The organism is Bifidobacterium sp. SO1, assembly GCF_018555335.1.
Taxonomy (GTDB): domain Bacteria; phylum Actinomycetota; class Actinomycetes; order Actinomycetales; family Bifidobacteriaceae; genus Bifidobacterium; species Bifidobacterium simiiventris.
This window is the reverse complement of the sequence record NZ_JAFEJR010000009.1, coordinates 23743-45084: the sequence shown is the minus strand read 5'-3', so window position 1 is coordinate 45084 and position 21342 is coordinate 23743. Positions and strand designations below refer to the sequence as shown.

General features: G+C 65.3%; 12 protein-coding genes. 2 read left to right on the top strand and 10 right to left on the bottom strand.

All coding sequences use genetic code 11. The features are described from left to right. Window positions 1–43: 43 nt before the first annotated feature. On the top strand, window positions 44–1633 hold the full coding sequence (locus tag JS541_RS08535; protein ID WP_214374042.1) for an alpha-L-arabinofuranosidase C-terminal domain-containing protein: 1590 nt from the start codon (window positions 44–46) through the stop codon (window positions 1631–1633). A 645-nt stretch (window positions 1634–2278) separates the two neighbouring features. On the opposite strand, the gene JS541_RS14815 is transcribed toward JS541_RS08535, so the two are convergent. Continuing rightward, window positions 2279–4945 carry a glycoside hydrolase family 36 protein gene (locus JS541_RS14815; protein WP_240539297.1) on the bottom strand — a complete coding sequence of 889 codons (2667 nt, stop codon included), beginning with the start codon at window positions 4943–4945 and terminating at the stop codon, window positions 2279–2281. Between the two features lie 113 nt (window positions 4946–5058). On the opposite strand from JS541_RS14815, the gene JS541_RS08525 reads away from it, so the two are divergent. Continuing rightward, window positions 5059–6192, top strand: coding sequence for a LacI family DNA-binding transcriptional regulator (locus JS541_RS08525; RefSeq protein ID WP_214374041.1), 1134 nt, complete (start codon window positions 5059–5061; stop codon window positions 6190–6192). A gap of 111 nt (window positions 6193–6303) precedes the next feature. Here the strand turns inward: JS541_RS08525 and JS541_RS08520 are convergent, their stop codons facing one another. From JS541_RS08520 to JS541_RS08480, 9 genes are all read right to left on the bottom strand, one after another. After that, complete coding sequence (locus JS541_RS08520) at window positions 6304–8478, bottom strand: right-handed parallel beta-helix repeat-containing protein (RefSeq protein ID WP_214374040.1); 2175 nt, start codon at window positions 8476–8478, stop codon at window positions 6304–6306. 151 nt (window positions 8479–8629) lie between these two features. Then, a complete protein-coding gene (locus tag JS541_RS08515) occupies window positions 8630–9712 on the bottom strand; it encodes a LacI family DNA-binding transcriptional regulator (protein WP_214374039.1) in 1083 nt (360 codons plus the stop codon). A 247-nt stretch (window positions 9713–9959) separates the two neighbouring features. After that, a complete protein-coding gene (locus JS541_RS08510; protein ID WP_214374038.1) occupies window positions 9960–12170 on the bottom strand; it encodes a glycoside hydrolase family 31 protein in 2211 nt (736 codons plus the stop codon). A 325-nt stretch (window positions 12171–12495) separates the two neighbouring features. Then, window positions 12496–15747, bottom strand: coding sequence for an alpha-L-rhamnosidase C-terminal domain-containing protein (locus tag JS541_RS08505; protein ID WP_214374037.1), 3252 nt, complete (start codon window positions 15745–15747; stop codon window positions 12496–12498). Between the two features lie 181 nt (window positions 15748–15928). Then, a complete protein-coding gene (locus JS541_RS08500; protein WP_214374036.1) occupies window positions 15929–17101 on the bottom strand; it encodes a glycoside hydrolase family 43 protein in 1173 nt (390 codons plus the stop codon). A 184-nt stretch (window positions 17102–17285) separates the two neighbouring features. Beyond that, entirely contained in the window at window positions 17286–17981 is a 696-nt protein-coding gene (locus JS541_RS08495) for a DUF624 domain-containing protein (protein WP_214374035.1), read from the bottom strand. 87 nt (window positions 17982–18068) lie between these two features. Further along, on the bottom strand, window positions 18069–19202 hold the full coding sequence (locus JS541_RS08490) for a glycoside hydrolase family 43 protein (RefSeq protein WP_214374034.1): 1134 nt from the start codon (window positions 19200–19202) through the stop codon (window positions 18069–18071). 135 nt (window positions 19203–19337) lie between these two features. Further along, window positions 19338–20294: a carbohydrate ABC transporter permease gene (locus JS541_RS08485; RefSeq protein ID WP_214374033.1), complete on the bottom strand. Its 957-nt coding sequence runs from the start codon at window positions 20292–20294 to the stop codon at window positions 19338–19340. 16 nt (window positions 20295–20310) lie between these two features. Further along, window positions 20311–21315, bottom strand: coding sequence for an ABC transporter permease subunit (locus JS541_RS08480; RefSeq protein WP_214374032.1), 1005 nt, complete (start codon window positions 21313–21315; stop codon window positions 20311–20313). Between the last annotated feature and the right edge of the window lie 27 nt (window positions 21316–21342).

Below are 21342 nucleotides of genomic sequence, written 5' to 3'. Positions count from 1 at the left end.
CGATTACCATCATCGATCAAACCCACGCAAAGGAGCAACATTCATGGGTAACGAAACCAACACTCGCAACGCCGCAACCGTCAGTCTCGCCGGCACCAAGCCGATCGCCGACGTTCCCCGCCGCCTGTTCGGCTCGTTCGTCGAACACCTCGGCCGCTGCGTCTACGGCGGCATCTACGAACCCGACCACCCCACCGCCGACGAAAACGGTTTCCGTCAGGATGTGCTCGATCTCGTCAAAGAACTCGGTGTGACCTGCGTGCGCTACCCCGGCGGCAATTTCGTCTCCAACTACAACTGGGAGGACGGCACTGGCCCGCGCGACCAGCGTCCGGTGCGCCGCGACCTCGCTTGGCACTGCACCGAAACCAACCAGATGGGCATCGACGACTTCTACCGCTGGAGCCAGAAGTCCGGCACCGAGATCATGCTCGCCGTGAACATGGGCACGCGCGGCCTCAAGTCGGCGCTCGAGGAGCTCGAGTACGTCAACGGCACGGCCGGCACCGAACTGGCCGACCGGCGCGTGAAGAACGGCATCGAAGAGCCGATGGACGTGAAGATGTGGTGCATCGGCAACGAGATGGACGGCCCGTGGCAGGTCGGACACATGAGCCCGGACGAGTATGCGGCGGCGGTCGACCGCGTGGCGCATGCGATGAAGCTGGCAGAATCCGGCCTCGAGCTCGTGGCGTGCGGATCGTCGAACGCGCACATGCCCACGTTCGGCGAATGGGAGCGCAAGGTGCTCACCAAGGCGTACCGGAACCTCGATTTCGTGTCCGCGCACGCGTACTACATGGACCGCGGCCATCGCACGCATGACGCGGTTGAGCTGCAGGACTTCCTCGCTTCGGCCGAAGACATGACGTATTTCATCAACACCGTGGCCAAGCAGGCGGATGCCGCGAAGGCTGCGAACAACGGAGACAAGGACATCGCGCTGTCGTTCGACGAGTGGGGCGTGTGGTACTCCGATGCGTGGAACGAGCAGGAGGATGCGTGGCAGAAGGAGTCCGCGAACGGACTGCATCACGGCACATGGCCGGTCGCGCCGCACCTGCTCGAGGACATCTACACCGTGGCCGACGCGGTGGTCGAGGGTTCGCTGATGATCACGCTGCTCAAACACTGCGATCGTGTGCGGTCGGCGTCGCGCGCGCAGCTGGTCAACGTGATCGCGCCGATCATGGCCGAACCGAACGGCGGTCCGGCGTGGAAGCAGACGATCTTCTACCCGTTCGCGGAGGCGGCCGCGTACGCTCGCGGAGACGTGTACGTGCCGGCGATCGACTCGCCGACCGTGGCGACGAAGTCGTACGGTGACGTGGCGGCGATCGACGCGGTGGTGACGTGGGATGCGGAGGCGCGTCGCGGACTGCTGCTCGCGGTGAACCGTGATCTCGGCGCGGCGCATGACGTGACCGTCTCGCTCGACGGGCTGGCCGGCGCGGGCGACGTGACCGTGACGCGCGCGCAGATCCTGCACGACGACAACCCGTACATGCAGAACACGGCCGAGGACCCGACCGCCGTGACGCCGGGCGAGCTGCCCGTTTCCACGGTGGATGCGGGCACGCTGAGCTTCGCGCTGCCGGCCGTCTCGTGGGCCGCGGTCGAGTTCACCGCGTGATTCCCGCGATCTGGGCGCGGCTCCTCTCCCCTAGGGATGCGCTCATCCTCCTCAGCGTCCGTTTCCCTCTAATAGGAACACGATCCTAGCGGGAAGCGGACGCAAACTGCCTCTCCAGCGTCCGCTTCTCCTCAGAGGGAACGCTCTCCTGGGAGAGAACGGACGCCAACCGTCTTTTTGGAGTCCGTTTCCCCCTAGAAGGGGCACCATCCCAGAAGGAAATGGACGCCCCTCTCAGAGTCCGCTTCTCTCCAGAAGGAACCCGATCCTCACGGGAAACGGACGCGAACCGCCTCTCCAGCGTCCGCTTCCTCCTAAAAGGAATACCATTCTAGAGGGAAGCGGACTCCAATCGGTCTTCTGCGTCCGTTTTCCTCTAGGAGACCAGTCATCTATGGGAAACGGACGCAACCGTACAACCTTCATTTCCCAGATAACTTTCAGACAAACCGCACGTTGCGTTATGCAACGTGCGGTTATATGGGAATCACGGCCGAACAAGCCGCGACAACTGAAACCTTCTTCTTCTCTTCTCCTTTCTCGCGTTGAGGCCCGGTTCACACGAACCGGGCCTCAACGTTTCTGGGATCATAGCTCACGAATCACGCGACAGCACGATGTCGCATGAGCCCACGGGCGAGGGATTCACCGCACGGCAAAGATGCGGGCGGAGGGCCTGGTCGCATCGGATACGGCCAGACGCACGGTGGACGGGTCGAGCCGTTCAATCGTCCACGGGCGGGCATTCGGCGCATGGTTCGCGACCGCGCCGCCGTTTATACCGTCAGTCGCTCCTTCCGCAGCGTCACCGATCGCAGCGCCGGCATCCCGAGCCGTATCCGTCACCGGAGCCGGGAAGATCTGCGTGATCTCGCGGCCTTCCTCGAGCGGCAGATCGATCGACGACGACCCCGCACGCCGCCATGCAGTAACGTATGCAGTCGCCTCGTTGTCGGCATCGTTTGCAGCAACCGGCGCATACGGTCGCAATCCGGCCACCAGCCAATCGCCGTCGAAATCGGGCAGCCCGGCCGGCCACCACGGCACCAGCGTCTCCTGACGAGCAAGAATCCGCCGCTGCAACGCCACCGCGTCGCGTACCAGCGCGAGTCGCGTGTCGTCCATCCGGTTGATGAACCCGGACAGGTACAGGCGCCCCATCACGCCGGCCGCCAACGTGAGCACGGCCGTCTCGTCGTCCATCTCCTGCTGCGCGTATCCCCAGTTGCCCTGTTGTTCGGGCAGGATCGTGAGCCCCGCACCGGCAGCGATCGCCGCGTAGATCAGCGGATCGCACTGGTCGGACGTCGACTGCAGGTCGAGCCGGCTCAGCTGCGCGTAATCCGCGCGCATCGCGCCGGAACCACAGTTCTCGATCATCACGTCCGGGTGACGGCGGCGCAGGTCGTCGAGCCAGTCAAGATACGTACGGCAGTGGTCGAGCAGGCCGGATCCGACCGATTCGGCGTCGCGGTCGGTGCCCGCGCCGGGGATGGTGTTGTAGTCGAACTTGAAGAACTTCACATCGAAGTCGGCGATGAGCCGGTCGACGGTGCGCGTAACGTGCTCGCGCGCGGCCGGCGAGCGGAAGTCGAGCAGGTAACGGCCGGAATCGCACACGCGCACGCCGTGGCGGGTGAAGAACGCCTCGTCGGGCAGCGTCGCGGCGAGCGGCGACTTGACGCCGATCACTTCGGGTTCGAGCCACAGGCCGAGTCCCATGCCCGCTTCGCGGATGCGCGCGGCCAGTCCGGCCAGCCCCTCCTCGCCGAAACGGTTCGTGGATGGCAGCCATTCGCCGACCATGTCCCACCAGCCGCCGTCGGTGCTGTCGTACCAGCCCGCGTCGATGCAGAAAATGTCCGCGCCGGCCTTCGCGGCGCCGTCGATGAGCGGCAGTTCCTTCTCGATGCGCGGGTCGCCGAACAGCGTGTTCATGTAGTCGTTGTACACGACGAGCCCCTGCGTGCGCTCGAATTGCGCGGAACGGCCGAGTTCCGCAGCCTTTGCGGCGCGCAGGGCGCGGCGTTGCAGGGTCATTTCGGCGACCGCCTGCTGCCAGCCGCCGGACGCGATCGAGAACGAGACTGGCACGGTGGTGCAATCGTTGCCATCGCCGAGGTCCGTGGACCACTGGTGATCCTGGTATTCCGGACCGAACGCGGCGACGTGCAGGCCGGGATCGTTTTCGCCGACCTCCCACTCCCACGGGCCGTTGTGCTCGATCTGCCACATGACGGAGAACGCGGGGACGGCGCCGCCGGCTGCGGAAGTCGCGTTGCCGGCGGCAACGTGTGCGTTCTGACCGTCAGCAGTAACGTGCGCAGGATCGGTCGTATTGCTCACGTTTGCGACGTGTGCAGCAGTTGACTGCGCGACGGCCGCGTCACGGTCGGCCTCGATGATGCCGGCAGGCTCGTGCAGTCCGGTCGACCATGTGGACGCCGAACTGCGCACGAACCGCGAGCTGGATTCGCCGGGGTTGATGATCTGGTTGCGGTCGCGCACGGCGGTCTTGCGCAACGGCGCGCTGTGCCAGTCGTTCTCGACCGCCCACGCGGCATCGCCCCAGAAGATGCGCGACGATTCGACGGTCGCGCCGTTCGCATCCATCGGCAACGTGAGGTTCAACGACGAGGCCGACTCGATTGGGAACGTTTGCGGCGAATGCAGGACGGTATATGCGCGTACCGCGGAAATGCCCGGATAGGCCTCGAACACGGAGGTGACGGTAAGACCGTCGGCATGCGATCCGGAGGTTTCGGCAGTGCTCCCCTGTCCGTCCGCGCCGGCGAGCGTCGCATCGGCAGAAGCCGCCGAACCGGGATCGATGCTGTCCATCGGACGCCCGCCAGGCTTCAAGCTCTCGTACGACGCAAACTGCGTGATCTCCAGCCGGTACGGCTCACGCGAACCGGATTCCGGCTCGCTCGCGCGAGCGCCCACGAACCGCAGCTTCGAGCCGGCCACAGTCAGGATCAATGGCTGACGATTGTCATGCGAACCGGTCGCCGCCGCACGCACCTCCACGATCGGCCGCGGGTCGCGCTGGAATACGACCGTGCCGCCATCATGCGAGGCCGCGTTGCCTCCCGCGGCAGCCGCGTTGCCGTCCACAACCGCATCGTCGCCGGCCGGAACAGCCGCACCCGCAGCACCGACTCCCCCGCCCATGCCGCGGCCAGACAACCCGCTCAGCCGCACCGGCTTGTCGCCAGCCGTCTCGAACGTCATCGACACCACGCCGTTGCCCCACGCGAACCGTCCATCCTTGTCCGGCACAACCGCGGTCAACCGCCCATTGTCAGTCATATGTACTCCTTCGTCATATCCACGCAACGTCCCTTCCCACGCTACCATCCGGTCACTCACATACACAGCCTCAAACCGCAGCCGGCGCGATGGCATAAGATGAATCCGGCGGCATGACCGCACTGAATCAGGACGAAGCGCGGCCGGGAACGATCCGGCGGGGAGGCAGCATGACGACGTTGCGTGATGTGGCGGCACGGGCCGGGGTGTCGGCGTCGGCGGTGTCGTACATTCTGCGCGGGGACACGCGCTTCCAGGCCGAAACGGTCGAGCGGGTGCGGGCGGCGGCGCGCGAGCTCGGATATACGGCGAACCTGTCGGCGCGGATTCTGAAAGCCGGACGCAACGGGGTGATCGGCGTGGCGGTGTATGCGCTGGAGGCCGCGCAGCCGATGCGTCTGGCGGCGGCGATCACGCGGCAGGCCGGCGAGCGTGGATTGCGCGTGATCGTTCAGGAGACGGCCAATTCGCGCGAGGGCGAACTGCAAACGTTGGAGCGCACGACAAGCCAGTTCTGCGACGGCCTGATCTTCAGTCCGGCGAAGGTATCGGCGGAGGAGATCAAGTCGCATATCGGTACGAAACCGATGGTGTGGTGCGAGGATTTTTCGGACGAGCCGCTGTTCGACGCGGTGGTGACGCCGAGTTTTACGGGGGCGCGTGACGCGGTGCGGCACCTGATTGCGGCCGGCTGCCGGCGGATCGGGATTCTCGGCATCGGCGTGCGCGCGGATGCGCCGGGCGAGGCGCGTTCGGTCGTGTTTGCGAAGGATGGCAATTCCGCGTTCCGCACGCAGCGGCTGCACGGGGCTTTGGCGGCGTTGGACGAAGCCGGCATCACGTTCGAGCCGGGCTTGGCGATCGACTGTTCGTGGGATTTCGAGGAGGCGCGCAAGGCCGCGCACCGGCTGGTTGCGCAACGGACGGGCGCGGATGGCAACTTGCCGGTCGACGGCTTGTTCTGCCTGAACGACGTGATGGCGATGGGTGCCGCGCGCGGGCTCGCGGATTGCGGCGTGCGCGTGCCGGCGGACGTGGCGATCATCGGGTTCGACGGGATTCGCGAGACGGCGTACACGTCGCCGTCGATCAGCACGATCGCGATCGACTACGACGACTATGCCCGCAAGGCGCTTGATCTGCTCATCTCACGAATCGATCATCCGTCCGACGATGCCGCGCCGCACGCGCCCCGCCGTCTGGTCGCGGATTACCGTCTCATCCAACGCGAATCCACCACGCGCTGATCATGCGCCGGCACTTGCCAGCCGTTTGTCCCGATCGCGGGATGGCATCCCGCAGTGAAATGCCATCCCGCAACTCGACCGCATACAGACACATACGGACGATCGCGCCGATCAGCGCCAGACAGTGACGGACTCGTTCAGGCGCAGCATGGCGAGCGGCCCGCGCGAGGACTGCGCCGCACGCGCATCCCCCACAAGATCCGCGTCGAAGACGAACGGGTTGCCGTCCGCATGCTCGAAGCGTTCCTCCACGATGCGCGGCTCGCCGAGGTCGGCGGTGCGCACGATCGCGCCCGTGCCGAACACGGCGGTATCATCCGCGGCAGCCGCATCATCATCGGCCCGCACGGTCATTCGCACCGACCGATCGGCGTCATCCTGCGCGACGTCAACCGCAAACGAACCGTCACGCACGATCGCACCGGTCTCGCCGAGCAGCTCCCGCGCGCCGCCGACGTACGTGTTGTCGCGCGCGAACACCGGCTGCGGCACCTCGCGGAACGCCTCCTCGTCGCCGTTGCCGACCGTCGCGTCCGCCCAGTACTCGTACTCGGCAAGCGTCGCCGGACGTTCGCCGCGCTCCCCCGGCACGCGCGGCAGATCCTTCGCGGCCTGCAGATTGTACGCGCGCGTGCCGTGGCCCTCCGCCAGCCAACCGGTCTGTTCGTCGGCGTCGGCGGGCGTGCCGGCGGCCTTCACGAACAGGTTGTTGACGAACCGGTCGTCGCCGCCGTAGACGAACGCGGAACCGGCCGGCGCGGTGGTGTGCGGGAAGTGGTACGGCGTGGAGCGGTCCATGACGCGGCCGAGCCGGATCGTGCCGGCGATGAGGTTGTTCACGTATGCACCGCCGTCGGAGATGATGTCGAGGCTGATTGGCGAGGCGAGTACGTTGTTGCTGACCGTGTACGGGCCGTGGCTGACTTCGACCATGATGTCGCGCGTGTTCGCCCAGAACACGTTGCGGTCGATGTGCGTGCCCTGCGTCTGCCAGTCGAGCCACATGCCGAGCGTGCAGTCGTGGATGTTGTTGTTCGCGATGACCGTGTCGACCGCGGCGTGGAACTTGATGCCGCCGATCTCATGGCCCCAGAACTCGCGGCGCGTGGCAACGTTGTAGATCTCGTTGTGCTCGATGCGGCTGAACGCGCAGCCCATATGGCCGACGACGCCGGTCTGGCCGCAATCGTGGATGCGGTTGCCCCGCACGAGATGACCGCCGACGACGCCCTTGGCCCAGCCGAAGCGCAGAGCCTTGAACACGGCCTCCATCTGGTACTGGTAACCGGACTTGCGGCGGGTGCGCGTGCAGTCGTTGTCTCCGGTGGAGACTTCCTTGCCGAGCGCGACGGCGGAGCACTTCGCGTCGTGGATGTGGTTGTTCTCGATGATCCAGCCGCGCGACCAGTGCGTGTTGATCATGCCGACCTGATCGGCGGTGGGCGGGGCCCACGGGGTGGCGGCCTGGGCGATTTCGAAGCCGCGCACGGTGATGTAGTTGGTCTGCGGGCGCGACGGGGCGAAGCAGGTTTCGCGCACGTTGATTTCGGTGAGGGACTCGTTCGGATCCGCATCGTGGAAGTTGGCCCAGATGGTAGTGGTGCCGGTGTGCGAGTCGCCGGTGACTTCGGCGTACCAGACGAGCGTAGTGAGACTCGGGTTGCCGGCGGCAGTGTCGGCGACCGGGCCGTTGCGCCACGCGCCGCAGTCGAAACCGACCGTGCGCGGACGCGGATGGGCGACTTCCTCGCGGCTGAACGCCTCGTAGAGCGCACGACCGTCGAGATAGACGCAGCCGAGGTGGCAGGCGGGCGACTTGGGGGTGCCGGACTCGGACACGGCGGAGGCCTGTGCGGCGGCGGACGCTTCCAGCGCGAGCTTGTCGTGCCCTTCGCGAACGGCGCGGGCGTGCGAGCTGGCGTCGATCACCCAGTCGCCGAACACCGTGCGCACGTACGGATTGAACGCGCCGAACATGGCGTTCGGCAGCACAGCCTTCCACACGGCGCCGTCCGCGGATTCTTCGACGCGTTCCCATGTGTCGACGCGTTCGGAACCCTTGATGACGGGATGCTCGCCGTCGGCCGCGCGGTAGACGATGCGATGCTCCGCGCTTTCACCGCCATATTGTGGGTCGACGGATTCGCGGTAGACGCCGTCGTGCACGACGATCTCGTCGCCGGCGCGGGCGATGGCGGCGGCTTCGTTGATGGTATGGAACGGATGGGCTTCGGTGCCGTCTGCGCCGGCGGCGGGCGCGGATGCAGAAACGTGGTATGCGGTCATGACACTCCTCCTCGTTGTGGGGCCTTGTTCGTCATCATTGTATATTCAAACGTTTGAATAACACGCCGCACAGTCCTGCTTTCATTCCAAACCAGTAATGCGCAACCTAGGGCAGGTCAATTCGTCCGATCGACAGATGCGGCCGGCGATATCATCGTTCGGCGCTGCCACGCGCAACGATACGATAGGCGAGCATACGCGTGCGCGGAGCCGCGGAAGCCACCGGCACATCGCCCATCGTCCGGCCGCCCCCAGCCGCGATCCGCTCCGCCAGCATGTCCAGACAGACAGACGCGACCTCGGCGGTATCGATCAGCACGCTCGACAGCCCGGGATTGGTGTATCGTCCGTCCTCCACGCCGTCGAAGCCCATCACCATCACATCGTCGGGCACGCGCACGCCGGCATCGGTCAACGCCCTCAGCACGCCGATCGCCACCGTGTCCGCCATACAGAACACCGCGTCGAACCCAAGTGAATCGACGCCTGCACCGCCATCGGCCAGAATCCGCGCCATCGTGTCATATCCGGACTGCCGGGTCCAACCACACGGCACCACATCACCCGGCCCGTACGGCAGTCCGGCTTCGGCCAGCGCCTCGCACGCACCCCGCAGACGCAGTTCGGCACTGTTCGCGGCTTTCGCCAGCGCACCCGCAGTGCGGTACACCGTACCGAGAATGAGCACGCGCCGCGCACCGGCCGCAACGAGATGCCGCACCGCCGCCTTCGCGCCATCAACACACGGGGTGAACACGCAATCGGCCCGCCCTTCGAGTCCGAATCCGTCGAGCACGACCGTGGGATGGCCATGCGCGGACGCGAGCGCGGACACCGTGTCATGGCTCGGCCAGCACACGATCGTGCCGTCGCAGATCTGCGCGCTGGCGCTGCCGAGCATCTCGCGCTCGTAGTCGGCGGACATGCGCGTCTGCTGGGTGATGAGCTGGTAGCCGCGCCGGTATGCCTCGTCGGAGAGGGTGGCGGCGAGCGCGGCCGGGAAGATCATGTCGAGATCGGCGACGGACAGGCCGATGATTCCGGTGCGGCCCGAGCTGAGCTGGCGCGCAGCAAGGTTCGGCCGATAGCCGAGTTCGGCGGCCGCCTTGCGCACGCGTTCGGCGGTTTCCGGCTTGACGATCGGTTTGCCTCCGACCGTTTTGCCGCGCAGCGTGTTCGACGCGGTCATGCGCGATACGCCGGCGCGGGCCGCTACATCATCGAGTGTGACCATCCGTACCTCCGCGTCTTATCGTAGCCGACCGGCAGCGCGAATGACCGTCCGCGACCGCCGTCCGGTTCCGGCGAAATATCGTCGCGTTTCACCGAACGACAGTTTGGAACGGTAGCCAGCCAAACCGATCGACGAGATCGGCCAGCCGAACGAATCGGCAGAATCAGTCAGACCGACTCAGCGAGTTCCGGTCAGATTGATCTGACCGATAGTCGACCAGCCAGATCGGACTGATCAAGCCGACCGATCAGATCAGTCCGGCAAGCCCGTGATCGCGACCGTTACGGGCGAATGCCGGCACGACGTCGAGCGGCGCGTCGACGGTGATCGTCTGGCCGCCGGCAAACGTCTCGCCGGTGTGCAGATTCGTCCACGTCGTCAGTTCGGCGGGCGCATCACCAGCCGCACCGGCCCCCGGCAGATACACCTCCCTCGAGCGCGCGCCCGGCTCGGTCACCGGCGCGACCAGGATATCCGGCCCGAACAGGTACTCGTCGGCAACGTTCGCAGCCGCCTCCTCGCCCGGGAACTCGTAGAACAGGCCGCGCACCAGCGGCTGTCCTGATTCGTGCGCCGCCGCGAACAGCTCTCGCGTATACGGGCGCATCGCCTCACGCAGCCGGATGTACTTGACCATCGTCTTCTCGACCTCCGGGCCGAAGCTCCACGGCTCGTTGTCGTCGCCGGTATGCACGTGGGTGATCTGGTTGCCGCGCTGGTCGAGCACCTGGTGGTTGCGCGGACCGCGGTCGCCGTGGTTGCGCATGACCGGCAGGAACGTGGAGAACTGGCACCAGCGCACGAACAGCTCCTTGAACGCGTCGGTGGTGATGTCGGAGCCGGCGAAGCCGCCCATGTCGGTGGTGAACCACGGGATGCCGGCCGCGCCCATGTGGATCGCGCAGGTGATCTGCGCCTTGAGGTCGTCGAACGTGGAGTGCACGTCGCCCGACCACACGAGCGCGCCGTAGCGCTGGGCGCCAGCCCATGCGGCGCGCGACAGGTTCACCGTGTCGTTTTCGCGGCCGATCGACAGCTGGCCCTCGTAGAAGGTCTGGTTGTACTTCTGCGGGTACAGGTTGCCGATCTTGCCGACCGGGCCGGCGTTGAAGATGTAGTGCGCGTAGTCGTAGTCGCCGCCCCACTCGGGTTCGGCCTCGTCGAGCCAGAACGCGTCCACGCCGAGGTCGGTGTAGTGTTCCTTGACCTTGCCCCACACGAAGGCGCGCGCGTCCGGGTTGGTGGCGTCGAAGAACTGGCTGTCGCGCGGCCACCACATGCCCACGTCCTTGCCGGTACGGGTCTTGGCAAGGAAGTTGCGATGGCGCATCTCCTCGTAGTTTTCGGATTTGAGGTCGATCTGCGGCCAGATCGAGACCATGAGCTTGATGCCCATCCGGTGCAGTTCGTCGGTCATGGCCTTGACGTCGGGCCAGAATTCCTCGTCGAAACGGAAGTCGCCCATGAGCGGCCAGTGGAAGAAGTCGATGACGATCAGGTCGATCGGGATGCCGCGCTTCTTGAAGCCGCGCGCCACGTCGAGCAGCTGCTCCTGGTTCCAGTAGCGCAACTTGCACTGCCAGAATCCGAGGCCCCATTCGGGCATGACGGGCGCGTGGCCGGTCGCGTCGGCGTACTGCGATTCGATCTGCGCGGGCGTGCGGCCGGCGGTGATCCAGTAGTCGATCTGATCGCAGTAGTCGGCCTGCCATTCGGTGCGGTTGGCCGCGAAGGTGACGCGGCCGATGGCCGGGTTGTGCCACAGGAATCCGTAGCCGGCGGAGGAGATGACGAACGGGACGGAGCACTGCGAGTTGCGGTGCGCGAGTTCGAGCGTGGAGCCCTTGAGATCGAGGACGTTCTGCTGGTATTCGCCCATGCCGTACAGGTGTTCGCCGGCCGGCGGTTCGAAGCTGGCGACCGGGGCCTCCGCGCCGGATTCGAGCGGATTGTGCTTGCGGGCGCGCAGGCGCAGGGCGCCGCCGTCGGAGGATTCCCTGAGAAGGGTTGCGCCGGTTTGCGTGTCGATGAAGGTAATGCGCATCTGGTCTTTGGCCCAGCCGATGATCTCGAGTCTGACTGCGATCTCGCCGTTGACGAGCGCGGCGGCGGTCTCGCCGACCGCGATACTCGGCTTGGGTGCGTCAGCCGGCGGCGCGAGGAGCGCCCAGTCGGTGTCGAGCGGGTGCTGCATGAGGCGGGAGCGCACGCGCACGCTGTTCGTGCCCCACGCGTCGACGCGCACGTATTCGCCGTCGCTGGTCCATTCGATCGCGGTGCCGGTCGGGTCGACCGTGAAGACCTGCGCGGCGATGTCGTTATGCTGGTTGGACGACGCGGCCGAGTTTTCGACGCTGACGTCGGTTGCATTGCCGTTCGTTGCGCCTGCGAGCCGATCCGCGATTTCGTGTGCCGGTTTGCCGGCGATGGCGAACTGATCGTGCGAAGTGTTACCCATGACTGCTTCCTTGCTGATGATTGACGGATACAACATCACTGACGATCATTATTGTAGCGCTACAATTACGCGACACGCCACGTAACAAGACATCATACGAATGACGACATAGTGCTCTGTCGGACTTAATGTGATGGGCTTGACGCTCCCTCAGCCGGCTTTGCCGACAGCTCCCTCAGCCGAGAAAGCCAAGAACAGAGAACGCATCAAGTCAAGTCCGACAGAGCAATAGGCATACAGACCAATGGAATCGTCCGGTCATGCGATGGCGCTGAGCCATCACAATTCATCGCACGACCGGATACATAGTCAGTTCGCGATCAGCTCAGCCGACGAGGCGGTGCCGGCCGGGCGCGAGGTCGCGGTACGCGGCGGTCGGCAGGATCACGTTGGCGCGGGTGCGCGACGGGACGGTCAGGTCGAGCTCGATCGCGCCATCCGCAGCCCCTTCCCTCACTCGATACGAAACGCGAATGTCGCCGGCCGGAGTCGGCATGGTCGCACTCGCCGCGAGAACGGCTCCCGGCTGCGGCGCGACCTCAAACCGTCGGTATCCCGGCTCAAGCGGACGCACGCCCATCAGACCCTCCGGCAGCAGGAACGCCGGCGACGCGGCCCACGGATGCGAATACGTGGTGTTCGGCTTGCGCGCCACATCCCACGCCTCCATCGTGCCGCCCGCGTTCTGCGCGATCATGTACGCCCACGAATGCGCGTTGCGACGGTCGGCGATCATCGCGGTCGCGGCCGCGGCGGCATCGGGCGCACCCGAACCATACAGTCCAAGCAGATACGGCGCGGCCGTATACACGCTGCACGCCATGCCGCGCGAGCGCAGGAACGCAACGACCCGAGCCGCCCGCTCGACCGGTACGTCGGCGAACGCCAAAGCAAACGCGGACGCATGCAGCGACGCATGATCGATCGGCGTGAACCGACGACTACCGGCCACGAATGCAGCCGGCTTGCCGGCGACGCAGTCAGACCCGGCCACCGTATGATCGTGGCCGACGCCCGTCACACCGGCATCGCCAACCACCGACACATCGGCATCCGCCGATGCCCCGTCATCCGCGACCACCGTCAGCCCGTCCACATACGCGCCGCGATCCGCGTCGTACAGCCGCTCATGAATCGACGCGCGCATACGCGACGCCACGGCCGCGAACCGTTCCGCGTCATCATCACGCCCGACGGCCCGCGCGAGATCGGCCATATCGGCGTATGCACGCGAGGCCAGCGCGTTGACGACCGTGTTGCCCTCACCGAACCGGAATCCGTCGCGCTCGGACGGCGGCCAGTCCACGAGATCGCCGTCGGTCTTGCTCGACTCGCCCGGCTCCTTGACGATCAGCCCGGTCGCCGCGTCGAGATACCGGTCGGGCAGCAGCGCGAGCAGGCCGCCGTACTGGTCGGCGATCTGCGCGGTCGAACCGCTGCGCATCCACGAATCATGCACGGCGAGCACGAGGTACAGCGGCCATTCGGTGGGCCAGGTGCGGTTCGCGATGAGGTAGTCGATCGTATACGCGCCGAGCGCGGGGGCCGCGTCGAGCGTGAGGTGCGCGCGCTGTTGGAGCCATGCGTCGGCTTCGTAGGCGGCTCGTTCGCGGGTCCATGAATCGGCGTAGATGTTGCCGTTCAGCGCTTCGATCGTGTGTGCGCACAGCTGCCAGACCCGGTTCAGCGCAGGGTCGGATGAGCGGAACATGCCCGGATAGCCGTCGGTCGAGCCGTCCAGCGACGGATAGACGAGCGTCGCGGCGGACAGTGAGGGGATGATTTCGGACTGGCGGTCGGCGGCGATATCTCCGACGGCCGATGCGCGGTCCATGCTGGTGCCAACGTTCGCGGACTTGCTGCGTTCCGTATTACTGGTGTCACTATCGCTATCACCGATGGCATCGCCGCCGAGCAGGATCTCCTCGATCGCGGCTGCGCGCTCGTCCAGTCCGGTGGGCGACGGCGTATCCCACGACGACGGCGCGGCCGGCGGTTGGGCGACACTGATCTCGACGTAGCGGAAGACGCGCAGACCCCACGTTTCAAGCGGGCCGCAGCCGGGCGTGACGTGCCAATGATCCTCGTATACGTTGCCTGCGGAGAGGCGGAATTTCACCGATCCGTCGGGGTTGAGCACCTCGCCGTAGCGGACGGTGACGTCGACCGGACGGCGCGGGTGCAGGTTGAGTCGGATGCCGCCCATGCGCGCGCTGCCGAAGTCGACGATGACACTAAGAACCTGGGCGTCGGCATCGGACGTATCCGCCGCATCGGCCGGGTCGCAGATCGCCGCATCGTCGGGATCGCCGGGTTTCACGGGACGTTCCACGCGCAGCAGCGATGCCGGCCGCACGTAACGCACGGCGAGTTTGTCGGTCGGCGTGGCCAGCAGTTCGGTGAACTGCGGCTTGACGGCCACGGGAAGCCAACCGCCGCATTCGGGTTCGCCGGCGTCGCCATGTGCCGTCGCGTCTTCGCAATGGCATGTGCAGGACTGCCTGCGCCCGGTATCGACATCGGGGTCGGACAGATATTGCGGATACGCATCACCGCGCAGATTTTCGGCCGGGGCCTCAAAATACTGCGTGCCAATCGACGCGCTGGGCGGGTAGACGGCCGACGGGTCGGCGAGCGCGCGCCAGGTCATACCGTGCGCGCCGGATACGCCGGTGCCGTAATGTTCGATGGAGCCGTCCGCATAGCAGACGTCGAGTTGGGCGATGAACCGGCGGTCGTCCATCGTGTAGGCGACGACACCGATCGCGTTCGTGCAGCCCGGACGCAGCAGATTGGTGACGTCGTAGCCGTCGTAGCGGGCTTCGTCGTGAATCGGGAAGGTCGGGCCGACGCCGACGAAGCGGCCGTTGAGCCACATCCGATAGACGAACTGGCGTGCGGGACGGGTGGATGCGGCGGTCGCGTTAAGCGTCGCCCAGCGGATCGGCTTGTCGGGCAATGTCACGACGCCGCGCAGCAGCGCCCATCCGGCCGCATTGCCAAGATCGCGGTCATGGAGACCGGCCGCGTCATCATCATGGTCGACCGGATCATCCACGCCATCGCAACCGGCTGCATCATCGGCCTCTCCATCGCGGCCAAGCGAATCATCCGCACGGTCATTCCGATCGAACGCACCATCCCCGTTGTCATTTCGACCGAGCGCAGCGAGTGGAGAAATCTTCTTGTCTCCGGCTTCCGGTCCCCAAATCGGCTCGGCCGCCCACTCGCGCCCCGCGCCGGTGCCGAACGTGGTCGGCTCAACCCAGCCGCCAACCTCGTCGTCCGCGTACTTCCAGCGCAGCGATACCCAATACCGGCGCGACGGGCCCATATCGACGCCGTCCAGCGTCACGCCGCCCCACGCGTCGCCGTCGATCCAGCCGCAGTCCCACACCGTACCGCGTCCGGCGAGCGCATCCTCGCGAGTCTCGGCAACAGCCACCTGCACCGCGACCGGATCGCCGCCGTGCGCGGGATCGGCGGCCATCGCGTCGGCATCATCACGCCATCGCAGCACGGGCGCGACGCCGGGTTCGAGATCCACCGGGGCATGACGGTCGTTGATAAGCAACATGATGGACTCCTCCTTGAGCGATGAGCCGAATGACGGGCACGGTACGCGATGCGGCTTTCAACAGTATGCGGCAAACCCCGTTGTTGCCATCATTTGCCACCTGTTGCCACCCACCATCCCCCTCCCGGGCATACGGCCGATTGAGGTGGGCGAACCGGCCGTATGCCCGGGAAAAAAGAGATCAGTCGCCGAAGGCGGCGAGCAGACGGTCGCGCTCGGCGGCGGTGATGGGCATAACGGTGCCGTGGCGCGGCTTGCCGCCGTCCGCGTTGGTCGGGATGCCCTCGCGCAGCTTGCCGCTGACCGGCACCCAGCCGTCCGGGTCGGCCAGGTCCTGCGTGGCGAAGCCGATGTAATGGTTCGGCCCGCCGTGGTAGCGCGGCTGGTCGATGAACAGGAACCAGCGGTAGCCGTTCACGTCGCCGTCGTTCGCGCGGAAGATGCACGGGCCCTCGCCGTGCGTGAACGGTTTCGCGGTGCCGTCGGCGTCCGTCTCGCCGTTCGGCAGCCCGACGCCGACGTTCTCGCGGATCAGCTGCCAGCCGTCGCCGGATGCCGCAGCGCCGGCCTCCCCCGGCAGCGAGCCGGACACCGTCGCCATCAGGTCATGCGAGCGTTCCTCGCGCACGGTCATGAGCTTCTCGTCCTTGACGAACCGGTACCACCAGTCGCCGTCGTGCGTGACGGTCGCGTCGATCAGGCCCAACCCGTCGTGGCCGTTGCCGCGGCACACGTCCATCCACACGCGCGGTTGAGAGAACGTGCGGAAATCCTTGGTCGTCGCGATCATCATGCGACCGTAGGTGGGCAGTTCGCGCGCGGATTGCGCGGCGGCGATCTCGTCGGCGGTCATGTGCGCGGAATCGAGTTTCGCGGACTCGGACGAGGATGCCGCAGACCGATCAGTCGCGGTCGGATACAGGTTCGACGACCAGTACACTGCGTACTCGCCGAGTTCGGGCACCCAGTACGTCTCCGGCGCCCACGTGTTGCCGGCGTTCGGCGCGGAGACGAGCGTGTGGCGCTGCTCGCCCCAGTGCACGAGGTCGTCGGATTCCCAGATTTCGAGGTACCGCGAGCCGTTGCATTGGGCCTCGCGGAAGTTGCCGTGAAGCGCGGCGACATTCAGGTCAGTGGCGATGATATAAAAGCGGCTGCCGTCGTGCGAGCGCGTGATGAACGGGTCGCGCAGGCCGCGCGTGCCGAAGGCCGAGGTGAACAGCGGGCGCCCGCCGTTGAGCGTCTGCCAGTTCAGCGCGTCGTTGCCGCGCGAGACGGCGAGGCTGATCTGCTCGTTGCCGCCGGTGTCGCCGGTGAAGTACGCCCAGACATAGGCTTCGTATGGTTGAGTCATGGTCCCTCCCGTGATGCCGGTTCCGTTAGCGGCAATCGCACGTCTTGTTAACGTTAACAAACGATATTGTATGCCATTATCGCGCCAGACGCCAGCGGGCGGGGCATGATCGGACCGTCATCTCGATCAAGGCAAAGCCAATCGGAGGAATCTTCGACAACGACCGGCAAACCGCCCCACGGCACTACTTGTTCCGCTGGTCGCGCTCCTGCTGCTTCTTACGCTTTTTCTCCTCGACCGGCTCGAGCACATGCACGTCCATGCCGGGCACACGGCCGTAGGAATAGATGCACATCATCGCGGCGAACACCGGCACCGTGATGCCGAGCGCCACACCGAGGCCCGGCCACGTGTAATACGCCCACACGGTCGCGCAGAACAACACCGTCACCATCAGCGAGCACCACGGCCGCGCGATCACCATCGAGATCGACGTGCGCACCACCCACATCGGCTTCTCGTCGAAGTTCGCGCGGATCGCCCACGAGACAAGCACGAACAGGCCGTACAGCACGTTGATGACCAGCAGCACGCCGGACACCGCGTAGCCGATGCGGCCCATGTCGTTCCAGTTGACCAGGTAATAATCCCAGATCAGCAACGCCCAGACGATGAACTGCGGCCAGCCGAACGCGTTCGCGCCGGCCAGTTCGGCCTTCCACGCGCGATGGAACGTGACCCAGCTCTGCTTGATCGTCCACGACCGGTCGTTCACGTCGAGCAGCCATGTGCGGAACGTGGTGTACAGCGCGGCGATCGACGGGAAGAACCCGCCGACGACCAGACCCATGATCGTATGCACGATGAACGCGACCTGGCACACCATCAGCATCATGATGATGCGGCACACGAACTCGTACCCGACTGCGAACCGCTGCATGGAAGACTCCTTTATGTTCCGAGCGCTGTTCCGAATACGAATCTGGCGGAGCCTCAGCCCCGCCAGACCCATGCGCTCACTGCACTGCTACTGACCAAGTGTACCGTCGGCCGCGCGCAGGCGGTCGTATTCGGCTCGGCTCAGCGAGAACACGCCGCCGTGCTTGGTGTGCGGGCGCATGGAGAAGTCGTCGGAACGCAGGTAGTCGAAACCGCGGTCGGGATCGGTGGTGACCATCGGACGGTAGCCGATCGACGGGATCACGTCCACGTACAGGTACGCGCGGTCGTCGGAATGCGAGGCGAACAGCGCCGGGCCCTCCACACCGGCCGGATCGCGGTTCGGAATCCACTCGACGCCGATCTCCTCCTGCACGATGTGCCATTCGGTTCCCGGCTCCCACCAGCGCGGCGCGTCGGTCGCGTCGAGCCAGATGCCGCGCTTGACTTCGGCCGGCTCGACGGTCGACTCGCCATTCGCCTTGGTCGCGCGGTACGTGCGGATCGTGCCGTCCGGCAGCGCGCGCTGCAGCATGGTCGTGTCGATCGTCGGGCGATGCTTGTCGATGAAGATGCCGCCGTATTCGAACGTCGCGTCGGTGAAGTCGCTCGTCGCGCCCCACAGGATGCGGTCGTAGACGGAGTCGTCCTTGTGCTCGGGATCGTCGTCGGCGAACAGCTTGCTCGACCAGTACACGACGAACGCGCCGCGCGAGCCGTTGTGCTCGGCTTCGCTGCCTTCCGGATAGTAATCCGCGACCCACAGCGCTTCCGGCGCCCACGCCATGCCGAGCTGGGCATGCGTGCCGTCGGGGCGGCGGGAGACGTCGAGCGTGTGCGGTTCGCTCCAGTGGATCAGATCGTCGGAGTACCAGATGATCAGGTTCGTGCTGCCGTGATGCGAGAAGCCGTACCACGGGCTGCCCGGCGCAGAGCCGCGGCCGGAGCCGTCGAAGACGCGCAGGTCGGTGGCGATGATGTAGACGCGGCCGGTTTCCGGATTACGGGTCAGGTACGGATCACGCACGCCGGTCGTGCCGAGCGGGGACGTGAGGATCGGGTTGCCGGCGTTGAGGGGGTGCCAGCGTTCTGGATCGTCACCCTCGGAGATGTCGAGATAGATGCGCTCGGCGTAGCTGTTCGGATCTTCGATGAAGTGGACCATCAGGTAGCCGTACGGATCGGCCGGGGCCTGAGGTTGCGGCAATCTCGTGGTTGCCATGGTTGGTTCCTTTCGGAAAAACAGAGGATTTCAGGCAAAGAAAAGCCGGGCGCACGGCCGAAACGGAAGCGGAAGGAGAAAATATCTTCTGTTCTGGAGTGCGCCCGGCAAGTGTTGTGGCGAAACTGATCGAAATCAGCCCTTAACCGCGCCGACCATGACGCCTTTATTGAAGTACTTCTGGAGGAAGGGGTAGAGGATGAGGAGCGGGATGGTGGAGATCAGGATGATGCCGTACTTGATCTGGTCGGCGAAGAGCTGCTGCTGGCCGGCGCTCATCGTGGCGTTGCCGGTCTGGGTCGAGTTCGCGAGCAGGATGTCGCGCAGCACGTTCTGCAACGGCTGCTTGTGCGTGTCCTGGATGTACACGAGGCCCGTGCCGAAGTCGTTCCAGTGCTGCACGAAGTAGTACAGCATGATCACGGCCATGATCGCGGCGGACAGCGGGATGACGATCTTGAAGAAGAAGCCGTAGTACGACTCGCCGTCCAGCTGGGCGGCCTCGTGCAGCTCCTCCGGGATCGAGGATTCGAAGAACGAACGCGCGACGATCAGGTTGAACACGTTAACCGCACTCGGCAGGATGAACACCCACATGGTGTCGAGCAGGCCGAGGGAACGGAACAGCAGGTAGTTCGGGATCATGCCGCCCGCGAAGAACATCGTGAACGTGAAGAAGAACATGATGATGCGGCGCGGGGCGAACTCGCGGCGGCTCAGCGCGAACGCGGCGGGGATGGTCACGGCCACGTTGAGCGCGGTGCCGAGCACCGAGTAGATGATCGTGTTCAGGTAGCCCTGCCACACGCGGTCGTCGGAGAACACCATCTCGTAGCCCTTGACGTTGAAACCGAGCGGCCACAGCGTCACCTTGCCGGACGCAACGAGCGTCTGGTCGGAGAACGACGCGATGATCACGAACCAGATCGGGTAGAGCACCGCGAGCACGACGAGGGTGAGGATCGTCCAGATCACGATGTCGACGATCCAGTCGCCGACGGTACGCTGCTGCGTGACCTTCGGGTTCCACGGAATCTCGTCGGCGGAAGTCTTCGGCGCGACGCCGGTGGGGGTTGCAGTTGCTTGTGCCATGATATTCACCCGCTCCTTAGAAGATGCTCGTATCCGAGAACTTCTTCGAGATGAAGTTGGTCAGCACCAGGAAGAAGAAGTTGATCAGCGTATTGAACAGGGTTGCGGCCGTGGACAGCGAGATCTGGCCGTTGATGATACCCATCTTGTAGATGAAGGTCGAAAGCACTTCGGAACCGGGCAGGTTCAGTGCGTTCTGCATCAGGAAGGTCTTGTCGAAGCCGACGTTCAGGATGCCGCCCATGTTCAGGATCAGCATGATCACGCAGGTCGGCAGGATGGTCGGCAGGTCGACGGACCAGATGAGCTGGAGTCGGCCGGCGCCGTCAATCTTGGCGGCTTCGTACAGCGATGTATCGACTGCGGAGAGCGCCGCGAGGTAGATGATGCAGTTCCAGCCGCAGTGCTGCCAGACTTCGGTGATCCAGTAGATCGGTGCGAAGAACTGCGGGTATGCCAAGAGGCTCTGCTCGCCGAAGAAGCGGCCGATCATGCCGGTGTCAGGCGACAGGAAGATGTTGATGAGCGAGACCATGACGACCGTGGAGATGAAGTGCGGCATGTAGGTGATGGTCTGCACGAAGGACTTGATCTTCATCGAGTGGATCTGGTTGATGAGCAGCGCCAGGATGATCGGGAAGACGAAGCCGAAGGCGACGGTCTGCACGGCGATGTTGATCGTGTTGCGCAGGATCGTGCCGAACTGGGGGTTCTGGAAGAACTGGTTGAAGTATTTGAGGCCGACGAACTTGCCGCCGACGAGGCCCTTGCGAGGATCGTAGTCCTTGAAGGCCAACAGCAGGCCGTACATCGGGACGTAGGCGAAGAGGGCCACGAAGATCATGGCCGGCAGGACGAAGGTCCACAGCTGCCAATACAGCTTGAGATGACGTCCGATACGCACCGGAAGCGGCTGATGCTTGCGGGCCGCAATATTGTCAACAACCGGCGCGGAAACCGCGTTGCCCGCGTCGACGGTCTGCGAGACTGTGCTCGCGCCCGTGCCTGTGTTCTGTACCATTGTTCCTCTTTGGAGATGGGTTGGTTT